The organism is Dyadobacter sp. HNCC25DJ183, assembly GCF_056895175.1.
The window spans coordinates 608847-634244 of sequence record NZ_JBXHAP010000004.1 but is presented as its reverse complement, the minus strand read 5'-3'; the positions used below and the strand labels follow the sequence as shown (position 1 = coordinate 634244).

The following is a 25398-nucleotide window of genomic DNA, read 5'->3' as shown; positions in this document are numbered from 1 at the left end:
ATAATCGGGTGAAACGGATTTAGTATTTATATCTTTCTATCAGGTACAGATAGGGCGCTGTGAGGTGATGGACAAAAATATCCTTTTCAGAATCGGGGAAATTGCGATAATACGCCTCGTCCGGCAGTAATGTGATAGTCGGACCAATGCGAACGTAGTTACTCGTATTGGCATAAACCGGCGGTTGAAATTCAGGAAGTACTTTTTTGACAGATTTTGAAGCATAATTGCCAAGATACTTCACGTAGTTCCGTTGCGCCTTCATACAGGGGTTACGCATTTTCTTATACGCATGCTTCATCGCAACCCGTGCGATCAGCTTTTGCTTTTTGATGATACCATCTATGTTTTTAAATGGATTGGTTTTATTGAAATCGTCGAGCGTCTGCACGGAAAATGGAACCTCGGGAATCCAGTCAGCCGCATTCACTACATTGTAACCCCAACCTCCGTCGATCAGGTGCTCATATTCATAGCCAAAGTAAGTATTACCCACTTTCGGGGCGGCACTGCAATACGTTTTGAACCTGATATCCTTCGGCAGCTTCCCCTCTTTCTGGAGTGCATATAAGTGCGCTGTCAGCAAGTAAGCGATTGCGCCGCCCTGGCTGTGCCCCATGATCAGAAATTCACGTGTTCCGGCCTGGTACATAGAATCTACTTTAGGGACGATATCCCTCGCGAGGAATGCAGTGCCGACCAGCCAGCCGATGTGCACAGCTGCTTTTGGGTGATCGGCCAGATGATAACTAAAGGTAAATGTGCTGGAAAGCTGCAGTTCTCCCCTGGCTGGCACCATCGCCGCGTAGAAGTTTTCAAGCCAGCCCGTCGGGTTCAGCGTAGTGCCCCGCACATTGATAGCCGCCACCCGATCATTTTTCTTCCATAAACCCCATTTGTTATCAAGACCTACAATGGGAGATTGGTAGACGGACTGGTAATGCGCAGGCCGTGGAACAACTATTTTGGGACGTGTGGTATCGGTTTTAGTTGAATCGTAAAGGAGCACATGCATTTGGAAGAGCTCCGTGTATTCTGCTTTATCAAATCCCGGCCGTAACTGGTCCTGCGCTGCAACGTAGTTTGAAATAAATGCAAGAGCAAATGCGGGCAAGATCCTGCACAGGTACATTTTCGTGAAAATATGCGGGAAGAAAGGCTTTTCCATGAAGAATAGTTACAGGTGAATGCTGCCGGCAAATCACATTCTTAAATGTAGGAAAGAATCAGTTTAAAATGCTGAAAACAGTCGGCGGCATTCTCTGAAATGGGCAAACCTTGTCAATTACAGAACATTAGAATACCCTTAGAATTACCCCTGCTCACCCGGCCTGAATTGAATACTTTATCAGTAATCGTTATTTTTGACTAGTCTAAATTTTTTTTTATGGAGCTGTATTACTCGTTTTCTGCCTTAATTGTCCTTTCTGCTGTCTTTTCCTACATCAATGCGAGGTTCTTAAAGTTACCTGCTTCCATTGGTGTTATGGTGATCGCACTGATTGTTTCCATGGGCCTGATTGCGACTGACAGCCTCTTTCCAAGAACGTTTTTGCGCATCTCCACATTGATCGCAAGTGTGGACCTTACCGAGATCCTGATGGGCGCCATGCTGAACTTCCTCCTGTTCGCAGGCGCGATCCACCTGCACCTGGAAGATCTCAGGGAGCAGCGGATCCCCGTTATTGTATTTTCGACGATCAGCGTGGTGATTTCTACCTTCGTGATCGGCTTTATGATGTTCAACCTGCTGCCGCTCACAGGTATTCACATTCCATTGATCCAGTGCCTTGTTTTCGGCGCATTGATTTCCCCCACAGATCCTATTGCAGTACTCGGTATTTTGAAGCAGGCTGGCGTGCCCAAATCACTCGAAACAAAGATTGCCGGCGAGTCGCTCTTCAATGACGGCGTGGCTGTTGTGGTTTTCATTTTAATGCTGGCAATTGCCCGGGGAGAGGAGGTAAATACTTCGTTTAGCGGCATTTCCATGCTTTTGATCAAGGAAGCGCTGGGCGGCATTGTGCTGGGATTATTACTTGGTTTTGTCGGTTCGCAAATGATCTACCGGGTTGACGGATATAATGTGCACGTTTTGATCACGCTGGCGATTGTCATGGGCGGGCACCTTGCGGCTCAGGCGATGCACATGTCGGGACCGCTGGCTATGGTTGCGGCCGGTCTTGTTGTAGGTAATTATGGTAAAAATCTGGGTGGCGTTTCGGAAACGGAACGTGACTATATCGATAAGTTCTGGGAGCTTGTCGACGAAATATTAAATGCGATTTTGTTCCTGATCATCGGTTTCGAGCTGTTGCTTATTCCTGATTTGAAGCAATACGGCTGGGCGGGTATCGTGGCAATCGTGGTGGTACTTTTCGCGCGGTTTATCTCCATTTACATTCCGGTGAGGCTTATCCCATTCCGTAACCGGTTTGGCAAGAAATCTATTACGATCCTGGTATGGGGAGGCTTGCGGGGCGGGGTCTCCATTGCGCTCGCCTTATCGATAGATAGTGGATTAAGCAAGGATATCCTGCTTGCAATCACCTATTTCGTGGTACTGTTCTCGATAATCGTGCAGGGACTAACAGTAGGCAAGCTGACTGCCAAAATGAGCAATGCAGAAGATTTTTCTGATTCAGAGAACGCGTGATTTAGCAGAAACCATGCTGTTGATCTCCGCATTTACCTTGTTGAGCCACAAGTACTGCCCGGCACAGGTCCAATGCGAGTCGCCTTTAAGATAAGAACTGCGTCCCATTTTGCGGAAATCGGCAAGTACGTCGATTGTCGGCATATTCAGTTTCGGGTGGGCGTAAATGCGTTCGATCAGATGATTGTAAACACCGTACCCGGGATTTAATACGGAAACTTTATTGGGTATCACAGACAAGAAAACATGCGCAAATCCTATGGATTCAGCAAACTTGCGACTTTCATTCAGGTTGAGTACCATCGTATCGATTTCACCATTACTCACTTCCTTGAAAGAAGATGTTACGCCGGCAGTGTCGGTATCCATATAGAAAACCATATCCTGGTCATTATTCACCATCGTTACGGATTCATTAACACGATCGAAAAGTCGGTGCTGCAGATCTGCTCTCCATTCCTTAACACGCAGGAAAAAGTCATTCTGGAATAAAACAGCGTCCAGCCTGTCGCGTGTGTAGGTCGCATTGAAAGCATCGTCAAGCCTGTTCATAAACGGAGGCGGTGATACCTCAGTCCTGAAAGTTGCAGTATCGGGGATCAGTACCTGAATCGGGCTAACCATTTTCTGGCGAAAATGTCTTTCTACTGATTCTAAAAGCAGTATGTTAGTCTCTGTGGTATCAAGCTTGATATGCAGGAAATCAGACCAATGGACGTAGGTATATGCATCAACAGAAAAATCCTTCAAGCCCACGCGCTGCGCTTCCGTAAAGCTGTCTCCAATGATATAAAGGTGAACTTTGCGCATTCCCGGCGCTTTGGCGGGCGGAATGTAATCCGAGCATGTGCGCCTGGGATCTTTGAAGTCCGATAGGTTCGATAACCTGTAAAGGTCTCCGTATTGGTAACCATCGTTGATAAGCTTCCATTCGCCCACCTTCGTAAGCAGATACTGACTTTGCCCGATCGCAAAAACGACCGAGCCAAGAATCAGCAACAAGTATTTCAGAATCTTCATTTAACTATCGCAATTTGACAGACCAAACCTGGATCTTTTTCTCTGATCTGCTGAAAATCAATAATTTGTAATACCCTGGCTGATACGTAAGCTGCACCGGCATTTCGGATGGAATAGCCTTGTCGCCCAAACGTTTGCCACTCATATCAAAAACAGTGGTATAGCCTCCCGATTTAATAGTGATAAAACGGTTATCCACGCCGAAGAAATGATACTGGATAACAGGATTTGGGAGGATATCCTTGATCTCAAACAGCTCTTTTCCATCTTTGTTAATGATCGCGGTCTTCGAGTTAACAGATCTCACCAATATCCAGTCAAGGGAATTCCGGTCAAACAATGTCCTGAAAGAAGAACCGGGTTCCGGGCGCAGCAATTGTTTTCTGGAAGTGATTTTTCCCTCCATATTGATCCTTACCAGCTCACCGGAAACACTTACGCCCACCAGCTCCGGCTGACCGGTTCCGGGATCCTGTGTCCAGGTGAATGCACTCGCAGTCCGTGTAAGGATATCAACCGGGAAACCCTGCCGTACGCTGCCGTTTTCTTTCAGCAGGTAGATCTTGCCGTTTTTCTGTGTGACAATAAACCCTTTGTTGCCGATCTGGTTCAATGCGATAACGGGGCTTTGAATGTTCTCAAACCGCACAGAGCTGTTCAGTCTTTTCACCGGCTTGGTCACACTTTCCCAAATGAAAAGCTCTTCCGCAGTAGTTTTGATGATAAAGCGGTTACTGCCTTCGTCGCCTCCGTCAATGGAATACAATGCATTGATATCGGCGGAGGAGGGGAGTATACCGGTGAATGTAGATACTACCGTAGAATCATCTTCATCCAGCGCATAAATCGTTTTTGCAGTAGCGAAAATGCGTTGCTGCCTGCCGATATTCAGAAAATCGACCTTGTAGGAAGCCGTAACAATCGGGCCGTCCAGCTTGGCGATCACCTCTGTTTTACCTTCTCTCAGGTTATTGGTCCTCAAAAGATTGCTGCTTTTATCGGTCAGCAGAATTTCTGAACTTCCATCGATCGGGTTCTGCAATGCGGTTAGTTCCGTGTCAAAGAGATCAGGCCATTCGATATCAATATTGAGGAAAGTGCGGTTAAGTACTTTGCTGGCTGTCTGCCGTTTTTTAGGTGTAAATGTAATCTCCGGAAAAGCCTCGCCCTTTGCATAACGGCATTGAAAAGAGACCGATTCCATTTTTGAGATCAGGTCGGAATACTTGGTAAATCCCTCATTTCCTGCCCGCGTTTGTGCTTTTCTCAGGTTTACGATCACCGAAAGCTGGGCTTCTACATTTGTTTTAGTTAAAACACTGTCGTATTCGGGAGATTGTTTCCAGGTGATCTGGTTTTCGTAATCGACAATGTAATTCTGTAAAACCTGTGAATTGTTGCTGATCACGAGATAGGGCGCCACATAAGTGAAATAGCTGCGTGGAAATCCTGAGAACATCGGTCCGTAAAGCCCGGAAGGCAACTCTGGAATTGGCACTGAATAAATATCATAACCCTGGTACTGGTCTACCGACGCATTTGTTTCGGTGTTCGACAGCCGCGCAAGTTTCTGTAAAACAGGCCGCACTTTGTCATAGTTTGAAAACTCTGCAAGCAGGATCTTCCCGTCGCTGATACTGTTATTTTCTTCCAGCTGGCACAAGATCAGCTCGGAGCCGAGATTGTTGATGAGCAGGTTACTTTCAGAAGAAATATAGTAGTTCAGCTTATCCCAGGAGGAAGATTTGTATTTTTTATGCCATTTCGCAAACTCTTTTTGGAAGGCGGCTTTGTCCGCAGCAGCTGAGCGGTATAGAAATGAAGTTTGCTGCGAAATGTGCTTGTGACCTGCAAAGGGCATTCCCGGAATATCCTTCAAAATATTCGCCATGTAGTAATCCGGCGCGTCGCTGCCCAGCGATTTCAATGTCAGATTCCCTTTTTTACCAAGCTTTGATTCAATGTGGAAATCCTGGTAAGTCGGGAAGTTCCTGGCGAATTCGGTGTATATGCCAATCGCATTATCTGGTGAAACCACCGATTTCCAGGCATCGTTGCGAAGGTAAATGCTGGTGCCAAATTCGGAATCATCAATATTGGAAAACCTGGAACGCAGCCGGAACGATTGAATGCTGAGGGAAGAAGCGCGCATTGCATCTTCAATCAGGTCACCATAATAGCTCACGATCAAAAGATTATCTTCAACCAGGTAAGAGAACAGCGGCCGTGAATTGCGGTCGATAATGTCGGTAATGCGGTGATTCTGGAAATTATGGTGCAATGCCCGGATGTTGGCATTTTGCGGACTCGAAAGCCACTGTTCTTCCTCGGAAGTAACAGGAATATACATTAAAACCCCCCATTCAGTTGCAGTACGGGGGTGGTAAGAGTAGGAGACAGCTTTTGATTTCAGAAAGTTATAAAGCCGCTTTTTATCCGTAGTAAGCAGGTTGAGCAGGGAAAGGTTGTCGCTCGCAACATCGAGCAGCGGCAGCCTTTTCAAATCAAGACCTGCCTCGGTAGCCACATAGGTGGAATCCTGCAAATGTTCGCTGGTTATCACCACCACTGCATTGGATGGTATAAACTTCCATGCAGCCGTGGAACCACGTGTCCACTTATATAAGAAATATCCTGCCGACGCTATGATAACAATCAACAGGACAATGAAAATGCTCTTTTTTGACACAGCTTATGTTTTAAGCACGTATCGCTCTGACCTTCTTATTGAGTTCAAGACGAAAACGCAGCAGTTCCTTGAAGCTTCGTATACAAACTTTCCACAGGTTCCATTTCACGATCGATACGGTTCCGGTTTCACGGTCTTTATGCGTGATAGGTATGTCAAACAGTTCTTGTCCGGACTTTTTGGCCATAACCGAAAGAAAAATGTTCGGCGCAAAAGGCTCCGGGTTTGGAAGCTGGTTCATTAATTTTTGAAGAAAACTCCCTTTGATCAAACGGAATGGAATGTTACTGTCCATAATATATGTACCGTAAACAAGGGAAATGGTACTGCGCAGGAACTTGGTAATGAACAGACGCACACCTGCATCGTGCCTTACTTCGCGATAGCCCAGAATAAACTGTGAACGATCACGCTTTTCCCACAATTTATGAAAGTCACCTGAAACGAACTGGTCGTCGCTGTCAGTTTGAAATACGTATTCAGAATTGAGTTCCAGTGCTTTGCGATATCCATTTACAACTGCATTGCCGTGGCCGCCATTCTTTTGATTGATCACCGTCAGATTGGAAACTTCTTTTTCCAGTTTATCCAAAAGCACTTTTGTGTTGTCCTTGGAACCGTCGTTGATGACAATGAGCGTTGTATTATCGTTGGGAAAAGTTTGTTTCAGGAAGTCTGTCCAATTATAAACTACTTTTTCTATACAATCCTGTTCATTGTACGCGGGCATCACTATACTTAGACGGTATGACATGCAGAATTTTATTTGGTATGGTTACGCGAAATTAATAAATAAAGGCTGGAACCTTGATATGTCAAATGATTAATTACTTAGCGTACTTATCCTTTAACGCATTGATAGGCTTTTCAAAGAAATGCCATGAAAAAGATGCCACGGCTATTGTAAGTGCCATTACGACAAACGCTTCAAAGGCCACAGAGCCTTTAAGATCAGGTACATACTGGTAAATTTTCCTGAAAAGGCGCACGGTAGGGTGCATTGGTCCACTGTGAAAATGATTGTACACAAAATTGTGATAGAGGTACAAACCATAACTGATTTTACCCAAGTATATGATCACCGGGTTTTCCAGGAACGCAGCCATGATCCCTCCATATCCCATGATCGCCCGGCCAATCAGGAAAAAGCCGAACAGAGATGATACCGTTCTGTCAAATACGACGAACGAGATGTTGAACCTGTCTTCAAAGGTTTTCGACCAGGTTTGCAACAATACCCAGCCCAGAAAAGCGAGCCAGACCGGCCAGGATTTACTGAATAACTTCTCGAAGGAACCGGTTTTATAAACCTGCAGCCAGGCCATTAAGCCACCCAATGCAAATGAGTCCAGACAAGCCGGTGTACTCACATACGTTACGATCCAGTCGTCAATTCCAAACCCGGGATTTGCATAGTAATAGTATAACCGGAATGCAATGCTGAGTGCGCCCATGATCCCGAGTACGGGTACCAGCTTGTTTCTGGGTATAAAAAAGATCAGGAATGGGAAAATGAGATATACCTGCTCCTCAACTGCCAGCGACCACAAATGATCCATTGAACCCATCCAGCTTTTGTAGGTCGCCATGTAAATATTGGTACCATACAAAGCCAGCCAACCCAGTTTTTCACGTGTTGGAGGTACATTGAAAATGTACAGAAGCAAGATGACGAGGTAGTAAACCGGAAAAATCCGGATTGTCCTGCGAACAAGGAATTTGCCCAGGTATTTTTTAAAACCGCCCTCGGTACCGTAATTTTTATCCTTGCTTTTTAAAAGTATACGGGAAATCAGGAAACCACTGAGTACAAAGAAGATAGTAACACCTGTTGCGCCTACGGGGATTGTATTCACCTCTACAAAAAGGTGCTCTATCAGCACGAGCGCGATCGCTATAAAGCGGATCCCGTCGAGTTGAATAATATGTCCTGATGAATTCGTGCGCATGTTTACCAGTTTACCCTGACCTTGTTGGCTTTGATCGGATTGATCGTGATTTTTTCGTCTTTGAAAAGTATACCGGTGTTATCCCCGTCCTGACGGATCAATGCCACATTATACACCCCTTTTTCGATCGGTTCTGTGAACGGGATATCCGCATAAAAACCTTTCGAAAAGTAGTATTGCTTTAAAAACAGCTCTTTGCGGCTCTTATTGCGTGTCCTGTAAGCCGGGAAGATGTAATACCGGTCTTTTGAGCTCAGCAGCACATAAACACCGCTGTCCTGTAAACGCTGACTGCTGAAAAGGTTGTTTTCGACCAGCAGCGACTTTTCACCTTTCTTGAATGTGGTATTGTCAAACAGCTCCACCATTCCGCGTGATCCGCCGGCATAGTTCTGCCTGTCTGCAATGCTGATCAGTGAAAGCCATTTATCGTAAATAACAGGTGTTTTCTCAACGATATTGGCTGCAAAGGATGTATCGGCAGGGTAATGCAAAGACTTGTCCGTAAACGTCGAGTTGAATTGTGCGGTCACCAGCATTTTACGAAGATTGTAGGCATCTACAAGGTGGTAATGATAGCTGAAAACATTGAAAACCACAGCAAGGAAGACGATTGCCGTAATGTACGGTGTCAGGAACGAACCCCTGATCGGTATTACCACGTAGAGGTAGGCGACGAGCAGCAGCAGGACCGAGTAGATCTTATAACGGCTCGTAACCAATGTTTCGATGCCGAATCCGGCGCGGGAATAAACAACGATCAGCGCAGTTCCAAGAATGAACAATACAGTTCCCAGGCAGAACAAGTCAGTTGTTTTCTCAAACTTATTCGTGTATTTATTTCTGACAATCCTGAAAAGCGTTGTTGAAACAATTGAGACGGCCACGAAGAACAGGACAATACCCAGGAAGAAACAAACCTTGAAGTGGTCGAGTACAGGGAATGATTCTGCAAAAGAGCCGAGGAAAGACATATAACCTTTGATCAGCTGAAAAACGCCAGCCCTTGTAACCGGGTTATTATCGAACTTCTCGTAAGTCGAAAAATAGCCGAAAACAGCGGCACCACTCCAAAGGATCCAGATTGCAAAACGTTTCCGGTCGCCTGATAAAAACAAGAGCAATGCGCCCAGCGGTAGCACCAGGAGCCCATTTCCGCTCGTAAGCATTGTGAGTACCGCCAGGAATAGTGAGATGACAAATGGGAGCGTTTTGGGCTTCACACAAAGGAACATTGTCCAGAGCGTCAGTGTAACTACCCCAAAATTCTGCACTGCCGACATTCCCCAATACATATTTTCCCAGAATGCAAGCGTAAGCCACAAAAAGGGGACAGGCAGTAAGGCGAAAAGTGGCTTTTTGTTCTTTTTCAATAACTCAAACCAAAGCGGGATCACGCCGATGAGTAACAGGTTCCCGCAGATCATCAGGTGCTTGTAGTTCAGCGACCCGAATATCCAGAAATCCAGCCACGCGAAAATGCGGGTAAGGACGATCCTGTGCTCGTTATGCTGCCGCAACAGCGCACGAAGCTCGCCTTTCCAGTCAGCTGCCTGGCTGTATTCAATGATAAATGCCTTGAATGCGTGGTCGTCCCACTTGGGGATATTGATAGCGTAGTAGTTCCAGACCGTAAAATAAATCAGGACCGGTAGCAAAAGGATCAGGCTCAGAATGATAGTTAAAGCCTTTTTTGTCATGCCGGTATAAGTAATTGATTTAAATGCGTGAAAATGGAATCAGGATCTAGGCCGGATTGCTTCTGGTGGTAGGTCTGACTTCCGTAGCGACTGTTAGGGTAACCTTCGGCTTTCAAACTCTTAAAACCGCGCGGAGCAATGCCATTTTCCAGCAACTGAACTGAAAGCTGCTGTGCGAGCCCGCCTGTGCTGATATGTTCCTCGGCAACCAGGATAGCCGGTGCGTTTTTGATCAGCTCAACAAGATCGTTTTCGATTGTCAATGGAAAATGCAGGGCAGTAACCACGTTCACTTTTGCCGCAAGTTCGGGAGATAAAGAAAGAGCTGCCAGCACATTGTTGGCAATCGGACCTAATGCAAAAACTGTGATATCGGCATTGTCAGGCTTGTGAATGATCTTGAAAGAGCCTGTTGCGATGCTGTTTGCCGGTGTTGTTTTTCCGGCACCGAGACGCAGGTAAGCCGGCCGGCTGTCAGCAGCAATTTGTCTTACAACTGCTTCCACTTCATCAGAGAATGCAGGTACCCACACATTGGCATTTTGCTGTCCGCTGAGACAAGCCAGATCTTCAATGGTATGGTGGCTGCTTCCCATTATTCCATAACCATAACCTCCTCCGTTGCCTACAAGGAAAACAGGTAAATTGTTGAAACACACATCGTTCCTGAACTGTTCGAGACAGCGGTAAACGATGAATGGAGCAATACTGTAACAAAAAACCTTATAGCCTTTGTGTGCAAAACCGGCTGCTACTCCGACCATATTCTGTTCGGCCACGCCAGCGTTAATAAACCGCTTGCCCAATTTCGCCTGCAAGTTTTCCAATGCATTATAGCCCAGGTCACCTGTAATGAAAACGATTGAATCGTCTTCCATTGCAAGTTGTTCCATGGCATTTGAAAATTCTTTTCTCATTGTTGATGATGAATCAAACTGTTATTTATGAGTAGCTCTCTCCGTCTCGAAAGAGTGTAATGGATAATGTTTTTTTTCATACTCCTGAATAGCTTTCGCGAGTTCAAGAAATTCGTGCTGCTGACTTTCCGATCGCTCGAAACTAGCCGCAACCAGGCTGTCAATTTTTTTGAAAGCCTTCTGATAATCAGTTTCGTTCCGGATTTCCATAGTACAATCCTTAAACTTTTTGAACATCAATTTTATCATATTCTGCGTGTGTTCCAAACCAGCGAATGTAAACCGTCCGGACTGAGAAAAACATCATTACGATCAATCGGTACTGATTTCCCTTGATGTTAAAAATGTACCGGTTGTCGCCTGCAAAATCAACACTATTAAAAACAGCTTTAACTTCACTAAAATTTGCCCAATCTGCGATTTCCGTTTTCAGTGCCCACTCACTGATCGCGCTTCCAGCCGCAGGGTACTTCAATTGGTAGGTATGCAGCGTTTTTTGTTTGATAATTACCATGAAGGCCCTCAGGATTTGGAAAATATTCAATACTTATCGAAAATTTCAAAATGTTGAGTTGTTATGGTTTACTACTATTTACTTCCTTAACTGCTTTACCAATGCGCGAATCTCTTCTGCTGTTTTGTAGGATTTAGGGCCTCGCCTGATCCTGGTGCGAATGTATTTGGGACGTTTTTTGGTCTCTTCAAAGATCTTGGTGATGTATTCTCCCAGGAACGAAATTCCCAGTATTGTTAATCCGCCGAAAAACACGATCAATACAATTACCGTACTGATACCCTGTGGAGTATTCGGGAAAAAGAACAGTTTTGCCAGTATTTGCCAGATAATTCCCAGAATCGAAAGTCCGGTCAATGCAAAACCTGCGTAACTCATTAATTCAAGCGGCGCGAAACTGAACGAGAAAATAGCCTTTTTCGCCCACCAGATGTTCTTTGTCCAGTTGTTAGTTGATACTCCGAACATCCGCTCAGGTCTCACATAAGGTACGCCGGTTTGCTTGAAACCGACCCACGCCCGAAGTCCTCTCAAAAATTGCTCCGTCTCGGGAAGGTCTACGAGTTCTTTAACCACTTTGCGGTCGATCATCGAGAAATCGCCTGCGTCCCTTGGAATGGGAATGTAGCTGAGGCCCTGGAAAACCTTATAAAATGTCTTATAGAAAAAATGAATGTGCGGCTTCATCTCGCGTTGCACGCGCACACCGTAAACCACATCATTGCCTTCCATCCACTTCTCGTAAAATGCCGGGATAATTTCAGGCGGATCCTGTAAATCGCCGTCCATTAAAACCACGCAATCGCCGGTCGCGATTTCCATTCCGCTCAGAAAAGCTGATTGGGACCCGAAATTGCGGGAGTGACTGATACCCACTACATTCGGGTCTTTGTCACAGATTTTATTAATAACTTCTTCCTGATTATCAGGGGAGCTGTCATTTACAAATATGATCTCGTAGCGTACTTTAAGTTCATTAAAGGTCTTTACCAGCCGGTCGTACATAAAAGGAATCGCCTGCGCATCCTTGTAGCACGCGATAATCGCCGTAATTACCGGGTTCAGTTTCGGGTTTTCAAATGCGGGGATTACCTTACTCTCGTAGCTGATACTTTCCTGCCACGCACTGTATTTCGATAATCCGGTTTCCAGTGAAGTCCGCGCTTTCCAGCCAAAATCCTGCTCGAAAGCGGAGGGATCGCCATACCATTCGGCCAGGTCCCATTTGCGGTTTGAAAAGCTGCCCCACTGCGGTTCCCGCGTAATAGAGAATGTGGCCCGGGTAACATCCACGAGGTCGCCCATCGTGGTCTTTTTGCCCGTTGCAATATTATATGACCTGCCGGATGTTGCTGGGCTGATCTTCAACGCGGCATCCAGAAATGCTTCGACGCAGTCTTCTATAAAAACAAAATCCCGGCTGATATCTGGTGAAACCAGCGAAGGCAGCTCCTTTCTTCTCGCATTTTCAATGAGCTTCGGGATCAGCCGGTCTGGCTCTTCCCAGTACCCGTAAATGGAATAGAGCCGAAGATTCAGTGTTTTCAGACTGGCAACTTTGGCATAATATTCAAGCAGATAGGCTGCCGAGACCTTAGAAACTGCATAGTGGCTGTTTGGCTCCACACGGTCGGTTTCCTTCGGAGAAGTACAGTTAAAACCATATTCCGAGCTGCTGCCCGCATGAATGTAAACCATTTCGGGTGTACAGTTTTGCAGGATATTGGCAGTTCCGATTACATTGGTTTCGTAGGTCAGATTGACATTGCTTTGCTTACTGTAAGCGCCATAAGCAGCCAGGTTAAATATGGTCTGGGGCTTGTATCTTTCAAAAATCTCCTGAACAGAGTTATTGGAAAGGATATCGCAGTGCACAATATTTTCGAAGGGCACATTCAACAGCTTCAACCGCCAGGCTTTGGTCGCATCGTGTGTCAATGCGTAGCAATCTTTACGGATCTTGAATATATCGTTGAAAAGATTGGCGCCGATAAAGCCGCTGGCTCCGAAAACGAAAATTGGCCCTTTTAAACTTTCAATTTTTTCGCGGTAAACCGGTAAATGGTCAAGCATTCGTCAATTCATTAAAATAGCGCTCCTTTACTTCAAGGGTTGCTTGCTCATATTGGTCTTTGTTCATCGGCAGGTAATGCCATTCCAGCTTGTTTTCCATGTAGGACACACCCTTGCCTTTTACCGTATTCGCGATAATTGCTTTTGGTAATCCATTTTTGTGGCTTTTCAGCTCATTCACCGCCATACTGATGGATACGATATCGTGACCGTCCACTTCAATGGTTTCAAAACCAATCGCTTTCCATTTTTCAACAGAAGCTGTTTCACCTAAAACCTGATCCGTAAAGCCAAAACCCTGCAAACCGTTTTTGTCGACGATCATCATCAGGTTATCGAGCTGATTTTGAATGGCATAGTGGGCTGCTTCCCAGGTAGTACCCTCGTTTGTTTCGCCATCAGAAAGCAATGCATAGGAATAGCTTTCCTCTCCTGCTACCTTGGCAGCGTGCGCAATTCCGGTCGCGATAGGCAAACCATGACCCAGTGAACCTGTTGCAAAAGGAATTCCCTTGTACTGGCGTGGGGCAGGGTGGGCAGGCAATGTAGTGCCGTCAAGATAAAAGGTATCCAGCTCTTCGTCAGTGATTTCGCCCAATGCATTCAGACAGGCATAAAGTGCAGCTGCTGCGTGGCCTTTGGACAGGATAAAAGTATCGTCAACCGATTTTTGAAGAAAAAGCACTGCGATCATCAGATCGATGCAGCTCAGGGAGCAGCCGATATGGCCGGCATTGGCTTTATGGTATAAACCCAGGATTTTAACGCGGAGCTCACCGCTTATTTGCCGTGGATCATTCAATATCTCTTCTGCGGTCATGCGTGATGTGTATATCAATTGTAGGGAACTGCTCACAAAATAACGGTCAAATCGTGTGTTTTAAGTGCGCAATATACGAAATCTTATTGGACGGCTTTGAAAAGGGCAGGTTATGCTGGCGGGTTTTCAGTAACGGACACCTTTCAGGTTGACAATTACGATCGGTACCGGCTGTCCTGCTTTTTTGAGCCTGATCAGGTCTGTTTCAGTCGTGTCCATTACCTGGATGTACTGTGCGTTTTTGGGTAGGTACAGGTTGGTCAACTGAGCGTCCTGAACAGAGTAGGGAAGGAAAGTTTTATCCATTTCACGCCTCGCTATCAGTTTGATCGCGGGATAAAGGATGGTATCTCCCTCCTGATAGGTGCTTTTGATCTTCTGCGCTGCTGCGTAATAGGGATTCGATATGCGAGGCTCCGCGAAATAGCCGTATTTGGTAGAACGGTCCTGGTAAAATTCCCGCAGACGCAAGCCTACAAAGCACAGCTGAATTGCCAGGAACACGTAAAGTAATACCCTGTATCCAAGTTGCAGCTTGCGGTAGTATTGCAGCAGCAGACTTAACAAAACAATTACATAAGGAAATGAAAATCCCGGGTAGCGCTGGTTCAAACCATACGTGTGCCCCGCGCGGAATGCCATGAAGATCAGGAAAAAAGTAGGGATCAGTCCCATTAAATAGAGCATCCACAATCTCTTACGCTCCTCAGTACTGGCAGCCCGGTGTATATCGGGAATAAACGACAATGCAAAAATGCTGACAGAGAAGATGCTGAACTGCAGCTTATGATGACTGTAAAACAGCCCGGCAAGAATGATGAACAGGAAAGGTACTTTGTCTTTAATATGTTCCGGCGCCTTGATGTGATTTCTGAAACGAAACCAGAGGATGAGCAGCAAGCCCGTAGCAATTGCGACTACAATATTCCTTTTCCCGCCCAATGCATCTGTAAGCCCATTTGTAAAGATGACGAGATCGGTGAAAATCGGTAATGCACGTTGAAATACATTGCCGAGGGTAGCTGGCAGGATTGTTCCGTAAGGATTGTTTAGAGGCATCGTCTCCGCCATTCTTTTATAAAGGTCCGCCTGATCCTTTAACGTATATAACGTGTATTTACCGCCTCCCAAAGTAAGCCACCAGGTAAGTCCCGACAATGCAGCCACTGCGGCCAGCGCCATTCTGATCCAGCCTTTTATACTCCTCAAAAAGAAAAGTGCATACGCACCGTGTGCAAGCAAAACGGAAATGGTAAGAAAGTGCGACAACAAACCTAGCCCTGCAGATAGAATGTAGCCCAGGTACAACAATGCCGTTTTTTGCTTGCTCGCTTTGTTTTCGATGATCTGAAGAAAGAAATACGTCGCCAGAAGCGTCAGGAAAAAAGTAAGCGAGTAGTTGCGCGCCTGGTGACTGTATGCAATGAAAAATGGCTCGACAGCAACAATGGCAGCTGCGATCAGCCCGGTATTCGCACTGAAAAAGCGTCGGCCAAACAGGTAAGTCAAACCGATGATCATCACACTCAGCAGCACCGAGAAAGATCGGGCGGAGTAGTCGGACAAGCCAAAAATGTCCATCCAGATGTGCAGGAGCAGGTAATAGAACGGGCTGTTACCAATATCGCTGCGCGTCAGGGCGTCGTAATAATCGTTAATTGTTTTGGGTGCCCAGAATTCAGCAGGGGTAAACGCGCGGGCAGTCGGAATTTCTTCGTAGGTAAAAGAGCGTATTACCTGCAGTGGTCTGTAATCCAGTGGAGGCGTTTTCCAAAACTCCTTGATCGCAAGTCTTTGCGTTGAATAAACCGGCTTTTGATTCGCGCCTTCCAGGACAATTCCCTGGCTGACAACCATCGTACTTTTCTCATCAAAAAAAATGCTGAACCGGTCCAGACGATATAATCTTAATGCGGTTCCGGCAATCAGAATGACAATTAAAATGAGCCAGGAACGCAGATTTTCGCTTGTGAAATTTTGGGACATCAGATGTTTGCTGGTGGGTTCCGTTTTGAGAAAATGCACGGAATTAACATATCAAGTAGCCGCGAAAATAAACAAATTTCCTTAACAGGGCATTTTTCAGATTTTAAGAATCGTAAATTCTACCCTGCGGTTCCGCTGGCGCGTTTGTTCGGTCTGGTTGCTTGCAATCGGCCTGGCCGGTCCCCAGGCTTTGGTTTGAATGCGTTTTTCTTCAATGCCTTTTGCGAGCAGGTACTTCTTCACTTCGGCCACCCGGTCAGCCGACAGCTTCACATTTTTTTGTACTTCACCCTGGTTATCCGTGTGTCCTTCCAGCAGTATTTCCATGGTCGGGTAAGTCTTCATCGCATTCACAATGCGGTCGAGCTCCGGAAAGGAAGTTTCTATCACAGTGGCACTGCTTTGTGCGAACATGGTGTTGCTCAGCCGAATCTGCGCTCCCTTTTTTACTGGTTGTAAATAAAGGTTTTTACGTATGGTTTTAAAACCGGTGTCACCCATCAGGTCTATTTCTTCTGAGATCGGGAAGTAACCTTCCCCGGAAGCGGCTACTTTGTAAACTTCTTTCAATGGCAAAATGAGCCGGTACTCGCCGGTTTCAGGATCAAAGGTCGCTTTGCTGAAAACCGAGTTATCTTTCTTGATCTCGGCAACAATCTCGGATTTGACCGGCTTGGTCGTTTCTGCCTCATACACATTGCCTGCTACGATCACCACAGGCTCCGGCTTGATCTCCGGCGACATTCTTATCCTGAAAATGTCCTCCGTACCCGGTGTTTTTTCGCTTGCGGCAAAGTATGCATAATCGCCGGTTGCAGGTACGTTCAGGTATGCATCCCACAAAGGCGAGTTAATAGAAGGTCCCAGGTTCTCCGGTTTCGACCATTTCAGCCAGGTATCGTCCAGCCTCCTTGTCAGGAAAATATCTCCGCGTCCGTAGCCGCTGTGCCCGAAGGAGGAAAAGTACAGCGTTTTATTGTCCAGCGCCAGAAAAGGAGTACCCTCGTCATCGGCCGAATTGATCAGAGAACCCAGGTTGCGCGGTTCTGTCCAGGTTTCATCTTTTTGTAAAAACGAAATATAAAGGTCTTTGCCGCCCTCAGTGTCCGGTCTTTGAATCGAAATGATCAGTACATTCTCAAATGGGGAAACGGTGATTTCAACACTCTCCGTTTTTTCAAGCATATTCAGGATCTTGGATTCTTTAGGAAAAGACCAGCCTGTCTTGGTTTTAAATGATTTGGAAAACCCGAAGTACATACTCCCGTCAGGACGGTACACATTGATCAGGTAAAGCGTTTTGCCGTCGGCTGAGATACTGGTCGCAGCATTGGGTCCCGCGTTATTGATCGGCGAACCCATATTCACTGCATTTGCCCACTGACCTTTCTCATTAGCTGTCGAAAACCAAACGTCCTGCATGGCCGGGTTACCTACATTGCCGGCGAAATTGCTGCGGGTGAAGAAAAGGGTTTTTCCATCTGGCGAAATGACCGGCGCCACGTCCTGACCGCTACTGTTAATCGCGCTACCCAGATTTTCCTTCTTTGACTTAAAGTCAATGCCTGTCGCTACATTGATGCGGGCTTCAATCGGTTCGGGACTTTCCGAAATCCCTACCGCGTCAATTTCATTAAAGCCTGACACTTTGCCGGTTTGCATCACCAGCTTCACTGCATTGACCATCAGGTTTTGTTGCTTTGGAAAAATCCGCAGCATCCGTCCTTTCACAGTTTGCTGACTGGCGGGCGCCTCCATTACGAGGTACTCTTTGCCCGAAGGATCGTAAGCATATACCCGCACAATCGCTCCCGGGTTAAAATTCTCAGCTATTGCAATCTGTTTTGCAGGAATGGCTTTTTCAAATCCGACTTTGATCCAGTCTTCACTTCTGTTGTCCGCCTCGGCGGGCGACCATGCACAGGGACTTGTCCCGAAATCGGGCAGCTTATTTGGTTCACCCAGGATTTGTTTGGCGCGGGAAGCGTGGCCGAATGCAGAAGGCCGTAATTCAGAAGAGTAGCCAAGTACTTTGCTGGCCCATATTACCTCCTGAGCTTCACTGTAATGGGGAAAAACGGAGGTAAGCAGGCAAAATGTAATAAATCGTGTCAGTAAATTCATGGGGGCGCTCCTTTCCGGCAGAGGCAAGTCAGTATCTAGTAATATTATTAAGAATACAGATGAATGCCAAACTTACTGTTTGGAGCCGATCAGCAATATCCAGTCCCAGCCGGGCTGTGAGTCGGGTGGTTGTACCACAACCTGTTCTGCCGTGCTGAACTTTCCGCCGTCCCACCTGCGGCCCGTGCGCGGACTGTACCAGACAGCGCCAAATTCACTTCCGTGTAAGTACTTCAGATCCACTTTGACAGGCCTGGACTCGGGCAGGTACATCATGCACATTCGTTTATTGGACAGTGAAACAATGCCGATATCCGCTTTGTCAATGGAATCGGGCAGCAGGTCGGGCTTGTCGGGCTGCATGTATTCCCACGGAATCCCTTTAAGGATTTTCACCAGCTCATGAATATACTCTGCGCCATCTTTGGTGATATTGACTTTCCAGGTCGGATTAAAATTCTTGATCGTGCTCATGTGGCAAAATCCTGCAGCAGAGCTCATAATAGACTGGTAAGCCTGTGTCCGGATCAATGAAGACTGATCGGTAATCTCTCTTGGAAACTCCGAGTTTGCGATTAAAAATGGCCTTAATGTAGCTTCTGCCGAGTTTTTCTGCCAGTTGGCCAATGCAGCGTACTCGGAAGGAGTGACTGTCGAATCCGGAATGATAAATTTGAGACTTGAAAAATTCGAGGGGTTCTCATTCAGGTTAGTAGGTGAGCAGGTATTCAGCGAAGCCAGTATCTGTCCCTCCGAAACCGACCTGATCCCTTCCGCAATTGCGCCAAATTGCGCGGCACTCTGGTATTCTTCTTCACTTACGATCCAGATAACGTTGGAGTAACCGGCAAAAGCCTTGCCGACGTAGGTACCGTACTCTTTCCAGGCAGTTTCATTATAGGTGTCGAAAATGACGTTCCAGCTTTTTCTGGATACGACAATGCCCACAACCAGGTTCCTTTCTTTGGCGGCTGCTATGATTTTGCCAAAATAGTCAAAATAGGCTTTGTTGGGCTTGGTAATGTCATTGTTGATAAAAGGCGGGACCTTGTTGAAGTTGCGCTGGTTTGGCAGCATGGGCAGCAGCTGCACCAGGAAGGTATTGAAGGATTGCGACTTCCTGATATCTATATATTGAACAGCCTCCGTGTAGCTCAGCCGCCGCAGCATTTGCCAGGCCACGTCGGCTACCATCAGGAACGGAACCCCGTTGTTATCGGTAATATGCCTCCCGTTGGGACTGATTTTCAATGGAAATTTGGGTGCAGCCTCCTGGGTTGACTTAAATGGATGCACAAAGCCCAGACAAAAGGCAATCAGTATTCCCAGGCATGCGGGTAAAAGCAACTGCGCGCGGCAGCTCCTGATTTTTTGTACCAAGTTCAAATTCAAATTTTTGTGCGGAAGCTGAGATCTTACTAGCTGTTTTTTAACTTTTCGATTGTGGCCGCAGGATCGTTTGAGTTGAAAACAAAGCTGCCGGCTACCAAAATGTCCACGCCTTGTTTAACAAGTTGTGGTGCATTGTCCAGATTAACGCCGCCATCTACCTCAATCTTGAATGAATACCCAAATTTTTCACGAAGCGCGCTCACCTTTGCGATTTTTTTATAGGTATTTTCAATGAATTTTTGTCCGCCAAACCCCGGGTTTACAGACATAATCAGCACAAGGTCAACATTTTCGAGAATATCTGTAAGCAGCTCAACAGGCGTATGCGGGTTCAAAGCGACACCGGCTGACAAGCCAAGTTCTTTCAGATGCTGAATGTTCCGGTGCAGGTGCGTACAAGCTTCGTAATGAATGGTCAATCCCCAGGCTCCGGCTTTTTTAAATGCTTCAAAGTAACGATCCGGTTGCTCGATCATCAGGTGTACATCGAGCGGCTTGCGAGCGTGTTTATGAACTGCTTCGCAGACCGGCATTCCAAAAGAAATATTGGGAACAAAGGCACCGTCCATCACATCTACATGAATATATGCGGCCGAACTTGCATTCAGCATTTCAACATCGCGTTGCAGATTGCCGAAGTCGGCAGCTAGTATGGAAGGGGCAATTTCGGCCATGTGAAATCTTCTTTTTGTAAAAACGATATCCGGCGAAATTAAGGAATTACTTATTTAAAACGTTAAATACAGGACTTAGAGCCAAACCAATCGTAGGGAAGAGTGGCGAATTGATCGTGTCGCCAGTTGTGAATGCCCGATGAAGCTGATATGTTCCCGCCTGTAAGGTGTATATTTCAATCACAGTCTTTTCAGGAAGCACAATCCAGTATTCCTGCACACCGTACCTTTCGTAAATAGCCTTTTTTACAACCGTATCCAATCGGTACGAACCTTTTGAAATGATTTCGAGCACCATCGCGGGTGCGCCCCTGATCCAATCCTGCATGATATCGGCTTGTTCTTTTGAAACAAACAGGATATCTGGCTGCAAGACGTTGAATTTCTCTTCCAATATTGTGTCCAAAGGTGCAGTGAAAACCTCACCTAACGCATTGTTTTCAACATGAGTTGCCAGCTCACGCAGCAACTTTATCAAAATCCGCTGGTGAGAAAGCTTTGGGCTAGGCGACATTACTTCCTCTCCGTTGATGATCTGCGTGAGATCGGGATTGTAAAAAACAGTTGTTTCCATTGTTTTCATTTTCAGTGCCTTTTACGAAAATACATAAAATCGAACTAGAATTCATCTGGCTTCAAGAAGGTGTTTTCGTTTAGACGCACAGATTTCGATCAGGTCACATCGGATTATCAAAATTTTAAATAAATCTTAAATTTGAGCCGAATCCATAACGCCATTCCGCATGAGTCCCGAACAGCAGATCCAGGAGCTTACCGATAAGCTGAACCATTACAACTACCGCTACTACCAGGATAGCGTATCTGAAATCTCTGATTACGAGTTCGACCAGCTTTTAAAGCAGTTGAAGGCACTGGAAGACGCAAATCCGGAATTCAGGCAACCCGATTCACCGACGCACCGCGTGGGAGGGACGATCACCAAGTCGTTTAATACCGTGTACCACAGGTATCCCATGCTCTCGCTTGACAATACCTACAATGAACAGGAACTCCGCAATTTCGACGACCGGGTAAAGCGCGGGCTCGACGGAGAGGCTTATGAATACATTTGCGAGCTCAAATTTGACGGGATATCCCTGAGTTTTACATACGAAAACGGCGTGCTGGTAAAAGGAGTAACGCGCGGCGACGGCACAAGAGGGGATGAAATTACCACCAATGTAAAAACGATCAGGACCTTACCATTACGCGTGAAATCCGACAAGCTCCCGCCCCTTTTTGAAATCCGCGGCGAGGGTTTTATGCCGCTGAGCTCATTCCAGAAGCTGAATGAAGAAATGGACACGTTGGGTGAAAACCAGTATGCAAACCCGCGAAATGCGGCTTCGGGATCTTTCAAATTACAGGATTCTGCTGAGACCGCCCGCCGCCAGCTCGATTGTTACATTTACTCTTTCCTTTCTGATAATGCATTTTTCAAAAGTCACGAGGAAAGTCTGCTTGCGCTGAAATCCTGGGGCTTCAATGTTTCGCCCGGCTGGAAAAAGGTCAGCAATATCGACGAGGTAATCGCTTATATCCACGAATGGGAAGAAAAAAGAATGACCCTTCCGCTCGCGACCGACGGTATTGTGATCAAGGTCAATTCATTTGAGCAACAGCAGGAGCTGGGCTTTACTGCCAAGAGTCCGCGCTGGGCTATTTCATTTAAATATAAAGCAGAAAACAAGCCGGCTATCCTCAGAATGGTTACCTACCAGGTGGGAAGAACGGGCGCGATTACGCCGGTTGCGAACCTTTGTGATCTGACAGAACGTGCGCTCCCGTACAAAGATGTGAAAGGTGTGCATTTGTCGGGTACCCGCGTGAAAAGGGCGACGCTGCACAATGCAAACGAGCTGGAAAGATTGGGCGTAGAAATCGGCGACACCGTATTTGTAGAAAAAAGCGGAGAGATCATTCCCAAAATCACGGGCGTGGACGTGACCCAGCGCGAACTGTTCCCCACTGAACCTATCGTATTTCCGACAAATTGCCCCGAATGTGGCTCCGAGCTGCAGCGGAATGAAGGAGAGGTTGCATTCTTTTGTCCGAACGACAGCCACTGCCCGCCTCAGCTGAAAGGCAGGATCGAGCATTTCATTCACCGGAAAGCAATGAACATCGAAAGTTTGGGCGAGGGTAAGATCGAGACGCTTTTTGACCTGGGGTTGGTAAATACGCCGGCAGATTTGTACGATCTAAATGAAGGTAATCTGTTAGGTATCGAAAAGAGCATTGTTAATGAAGAATCAGGTAAGGTTAAGAAGATCAGTTTTCGTGAAAAAACGGTTGAAAATATCCTGAAAGGGATTGACCTCTCGAAAACAGTACCTTTCAAGAATGTCCTTTTTGCATTGGGTATCCGCTTTGTAGGCGCTACTGTGGCTGAAAAGCTGGCTACTTACTTCAAATCCATTGAAGCGCTCCGCAATGCAACCTACGATCAGCTGGTCGCAGTTCCGGAGATTGGCGGGCGCATTGCTATGAGCATTGAATCCTATTTCAGCGTGCCCGAAAACCAGCAGCTTGTAGCCCGCCTGCAAGCCGCCGGGTTGCAAATGGAGAGCAATGAAAAACCTGTGGAAAAGGAGAGTGATGTGCTGGAAGGTAAAACTTTTGTGATTTCAGGCGTATTTGAAAATTTCGAGCGCGACGATCTGAAAGAGAAGATTGAAGCCAATGGAGGCCGGGTATTGAGCGGCGTTTCGGGGAAACTGAACTACCTGCTGGCCGGAGCCAATATGGGCCCTTCCAAACTGGAAAAGGCACGCAAGCTCGGTGTGACAATTCTTTCGGAGGAAGAATTTTTGGCAATGATCGATAATAAGTAAGGTAAAACGACTTAGAAAGCTAACTTTGCGTTTTCGAAAATCAACCAATTATATAGTTTAATAATGCCATTGGATCAACGTTTCAAAGGGGTAGGTGCCGCATTGATCACTCCTTTCGATCAAGAGAATGAAGTAGATTATACAGGTTTGAAAAAGCTGATCGACCTGGTAAGTGAAGGCGGTAGTGACTACCTGGTCGTACAGGGAACAACCGGCGAATCGCCGACCGTATCTTCCCGCGAAAAACGTGAAATCCTGGCATTTACGATCAAGAACAACTACAAGTCGCTCCCTATCGTGTACGGTGTCGGCGGAAATGATACCCGCGCAGTACTGGAATGCATTAAAGAAACTGATTTCACCGGTGTCGATGCGATTCTTTCTGTTTGTCCGTATTACAATAAGCCAACCCAGGAAGGTGTTATCGCGCATTTCACAGCGATTGCCGACGCTTCGCCTGTTCCTGTGCTGCTTTATAATGTTCCTGGCCGCACGGTCATCAATATGAAAGCAGATACGATTGTGAGGCTTTCTGCTCATCCCAATATCATCGGGATCAAAGACGCGGGCGGAAGTATAGAGCAAAGTATGGAGCTTGCCGCGCGTGTTCCCGACGATTTTCTGTTGCTTTCGGGAGATGATAACCTTGTTACCACCATGATCAGTGTGGGCTGGCACGGAGTTATTTCAGTTATCGCCAATGCATTTCCGAAAGAGTTTGGTGAACTAACCTGGCACGCGCTCGAAGGCCGTTTTAGGGAAGCCGCCAGATTGCAGCTCTCATTCCTGGAGTTCGATACATTGCTTTACATCGAATCCAATCCGGTTGGGATCAAGAAATGCCTGGAAATAAAAGGAATATGTAGCTCAAATGTACGCTTGCCACTATTGAAAGCTTCTCAGGAGCTTGGTGAAAAGCTTGAAAAATCGATGATACGCGAAGGATTTATATAATGATTACATTCTATCCCGGGCCCTCCAAAGTTTACGATGAGGTTGGTCAATATTTGCAGGAAGCGGTTGAAAGTGGAGTGATCAGTGCGAACCACCGTAGTGGTTCCTTTATGCAAATGATGGAAGAAACCATCAGCAACCTGAAATCCAAACTGGACGTTCCTGCGGATTACGAAGTTTATTTTGTTTCCTCAGCCACTGAATGCTGGGAGATTATTGCGCAATCGCTGATATCGGTGCCGAGCCTGCACATCTACAATGGTGCATTCGGTGAAAAGTGGATGGAGTACACCCAGAAGCTTACGTCGGGCGCAAGCGGACTCTCATTCGATATGAATGAGCTCCCTGATCTTCCATTTGCCAGCAAACTCTCCGGCAGCGAGGTGATTTGTCTTACCCATAATGAAACTTCCAACGGAACCGCGCTTCCCGCAGGATTTCTGGAATCTTTGAGATCGGAGGGAGATAACCTCATTGCGGTGGACGCGACGTCCTCCATGGCGGGCGTGGCACTGCCCTGGGAGTCAGCGGATATCTGGTATGCATCGGTACAAAAGTGCTTTGGTCTTCCTGCTGGAATGGGCGTGATGATTGTTTCACCAAAAGCAATTGAACGCGCCGAGGAGATCGGGGAGAAAAAGCATTACAACAGTCTGCTTTTCATACGCGAGAACTTCCTCAAAAATCAGACTCCATTTACACCTAACACATTGTGTATCTACCTGCTCAACAAGATCATGCAGCAGGTAAAGCCCATCAGCGAGGTAGCTGAGCAAACCAAATTACGCAGTGCTGGCTGGTACCGGTTCCTGTCTTCCAACAAGTATAACCTGCTGGTAAAGAACGAAGCCGCCCGGTCTGAAACGGTGATCGCGGTGACCAACACGCCGCAGAAGATCACGGAGATCAAAGAAGCGGCCAGGAAGAACGGGATCACACTCGGGAACGGATATGGAAAACATAAGGATACCAGCTTCCGGATCGCGAATTTCCCTGCTATATCCGACCAGGAAATAGCGGCTTTGCAGTATTTTCTCGCTGAAATGGCGCGAAAGCAGTAATGAGTAGTAAACGGAAAGGTTTGTATTTAGTAAAT

General features: G+C 46.5%; 19 protein-coding genes. 4 read left to right on the top strand and 15 right to left on the bottom strand.

Features of this window, described 5'->3' with window-relative positions:
- Nucleotides 1-19: 19 nt before the first annotated feature.
- Nucleotides 20-1168 (bottom strand): lipase family protein, encoded by a 1149-nt coding sequence (locus AC1XTG_RS13125; protein WP_484842293.1) that lies wholly within the window; start codon nucleotides 1166-1168, stop codon nucleotides 20-22.
- A 219-nt stretch (nucleotides 1169-1387) separates the two neighbouring features.
- Between AC1XTG_RS13125 and AC1XTG_RS13120 the strand changes: the two genes are divergently transcribed.
- On the top strand, nucleotides 1388-2656 hold the full coding sequence (locus AC1XTG_RS13120; RefSeq protein ID WP_056281546.1) for a cation:proton antiporter: 1269 nt from the start codon (nucleotides 1388-1390) through the stop codon (nucleotides 2654-2656).
- Here AC1XTG_RS13120 and AC1XTG_RS13115 read toward each other — a convergent pair.
- From AC1XTG_RS13115 to AC1XTG_RS13050, 14 genes are all read right to left on the bottom strand, one after another.
- The gene (locus AC1XTG_RS13115; RefSeq protein WP_484842292.1) at nucleotides 2642-3676 is read right to left on the bottom strand and encodes a hypothetical protein; all 1035 of its coding nucleotides are present in this window, start codon (nucleotides 3674-3676) and stop codon (nucleotides 2642-2644) included. The genes AC1XTG_RS13120 and AC1XTG_RS13115 overlap by 15 nt on opposite strands.
- A 4-nt stretch (nucleotides 3677-3680) precedes the next feature.
- Nucleotides 3681-6365 carry a DUF3352 domain-containing protein gene (locus tag AC1XTG_RS13110; protein ID WP_484842291.1) on the bottom strand — a complete coding sequence of 895 codons (2685 nt, stop codon included), beginning with the start codon at nucleotides 6363-6365 and terminating at the stop codon, nucleotides 3681-3683.
- A gap of 10 nt (nucleotides 6366-6375) precedes the next feature.
- Nucleotides 6376-7119 carry a glycosyltransferase family 2 protein gene (locus AC1XTG_RS13105; RefSeq protein WP_056281552.1) on the bottom strand — a complete coding sequence of 248 codons (744 nt, stop codon included), beginning with the start codon at nucleotides 7117-7119 and terminating at the stop codon, nucleotides 6376-6378.
- Between the two features lie 73 nt (nucleotides 7120-7192).
- Complete coding sequence (locus AC1XTG_RS13100) at nucleotides 7193-8314, bottom strand: acyltransferase family protein (protein WP_484842290.1); 1122 nt, start codon at nucleotides 8312-8314, stop codon at nucleotides 7193-7195.
- 2 nt (nucleotides 8315-8316) lie between these two features.
- Nucleotides 8317-10014, bottom strand: a complete 1698-nt coding sequence (locus tag AC1XTG_RS13095) for a hypothetical protein (protein WP_484842289.1) — start codon at nucleotides 10012-10014, stop codon at nucleotides 8317-8319.
- Nucleotides 10011-10931 (bottom strand): transketolase family protein, encoded by a 921-nt coding sequence (locus AC1XTG_RS13090; protein WP_484842288.1) that lies wholly within the window; start codon nucleotides 10929-10931, stop codon nucleotides 10011-10013. The genes AC1XTG_RS13095 and AC1XTG_RS13090 overlap by 4 nt, the downstream gene beginning before the upstream one ends.
- Before the next feature lie 220 nt (nucleotides 10932-11151).
- A complete protein-coding gene (locus AC1XTG_RS13085; RefSeq protein ID WP_484842287.1) occupies nucleotides 11152-11445 on the bottom strand; it encodes a type II toxin-antitoxin system HigB family toxin in 294 nt (97 codons plus the stop codon).
- A gap of 78 nt (nucleotides 11446-11523) precedes the next feature.
- Nucleotides 11524-13518 (bottom strand): NAD-dependent epimerase/dehydratase family protein, encoded by a 1995-nt coding sequence (locus AC1XTG_RS13080; protein ID WP_484842286.1) that lies wholly within the window; start codon nucleotides 13516-13518, stop codon nucleotides 11524-11526.
- Nucleotides 13511-14338 (bottom strand): transketolase, encoded by an 828-nt coding sequence (locus AC1XTG_RS13075; RefSeq protein ID WP_484842285.1) that lies wholly within the window; start codon nucleotides 14336-14338, stop codon nucleotides 13511-13513. Before AC1XTG_RS13075 ends, AC1XTG_RS13080 begins: the two co-directional genes overlap by 8 nt.
- Nucleotides 14339-14464: 126 nt before the next feature.
- Entirely contained in the window at nucleotides 14465-16324 is a 1860-nt protein-coding gene (locus tag AC1XTG_RS13070) for a glycosyltransferase family 39 protein (protein ID WP_484842284.1), read from the bottom strand.
- Nucleotides 16325-16420: 96 nt separating this feature from the next.
- Entirely contained in the window at nucleotides 16421-18448 is a 2028-nt protein-coding gene (locus tag AC1XTG_RS13065) for an OmpA family protein (protein WP_484842283.1), read from the bottom strand.
- 72 nt (nucleotides 18449-18520) lie between these two features.
- Nucleotides 18521-19834 carry an apiosidase-like domain-containing protein gene (locus AC1XTG_RS13060; protein ID WP_484842282.1) on the bottom strand — a complete coding sequence of 438 codons (1314 nt, stop codon included), beginning with the start codon at nucleotides 19832-19834 and terminating at the stop codon, nucleotides 18521-18523.
- A 32-nt stretch (nucleotides 19835-19866) separates the two neighbouring features.
- Nucleotides 19867-20514, bottom strand: coding sequence for a ribulose-phosphate 3-epimerase (rpe, locus tag AC1XTG_RS13055; protein WP_484842281.1), 648 nt, complete (start codon nucleotides 20512-20514; stop codon nucleotides 19867-19869).
- Nucleotides 20515-20560: 46 nt separating this feature from the next.
- Nucleotides 20561-21088 (bottom strand): Uma2 family endonuclease, encoded by a 528-nt coding sequence (locus AC1XTG_RS13050; protein WP_484842280.1) that lies wholly within the window; start codon nucleotides 21086-21088, stop codon nucleotides 20561-20563.
- 169 nt (nucleotides 21089-21257) lie between these two features.
- On the opposite strand from AC1XTG_RS13050, the gene ligA reads away from it, so the two are divergent.
- The 3 genes from ligA to AC1XTG_RS13035 all read left to right on the top strand — a co-directional run bounded on the left by ligA (nucleotide 21258) and on the right by AC1XTG_RS13035 (nucleotide 25363).
- The gene (gene ligA / locus AC1XTG_RS13045) at nucleotides 21258-23348 is read left to right on the top strand and encodes an NAD-dependent DNA ligase LigA (RefSeq protein WP_484842279.1); all 2091 of its coding nucleotides are present in this window, start codon (nucleotides 21258-21260) and stop codon (nucleotides 23346-23348) included.
- A gap of 63 nt (nucleotides 23349-23411) precedes the next feature.
- Nucleotides 23412-24302, top strand: a complete 891-nt coding sequence (gene dapA, locus AC1XTG_RS13040) for a 4-hydroxy-tetrahydrodipicolinate synthase (protein WP_484842278.1) — start codon at nucleotides 23412-23414, stop codon at nucleotides 24300-24302.
- Complete coding sequence (locus AC1XTG_RS13035) at nucleotides 24302-25363, top strand: aminotransferase class V-fold PLP-dependent enzyme (protein WP_484842277.1); 1062 nt, start codon at nucleotides 24302-24304, stop codon at nucleotides 25361-25363. Before dapA ends, AC1XTG_RS13035 begins: the two co-directional genes overlap by 1 nt.
- The last annotated feature ends 35 nt before the right edge of the window (nucleotides 25364-25398 follow it).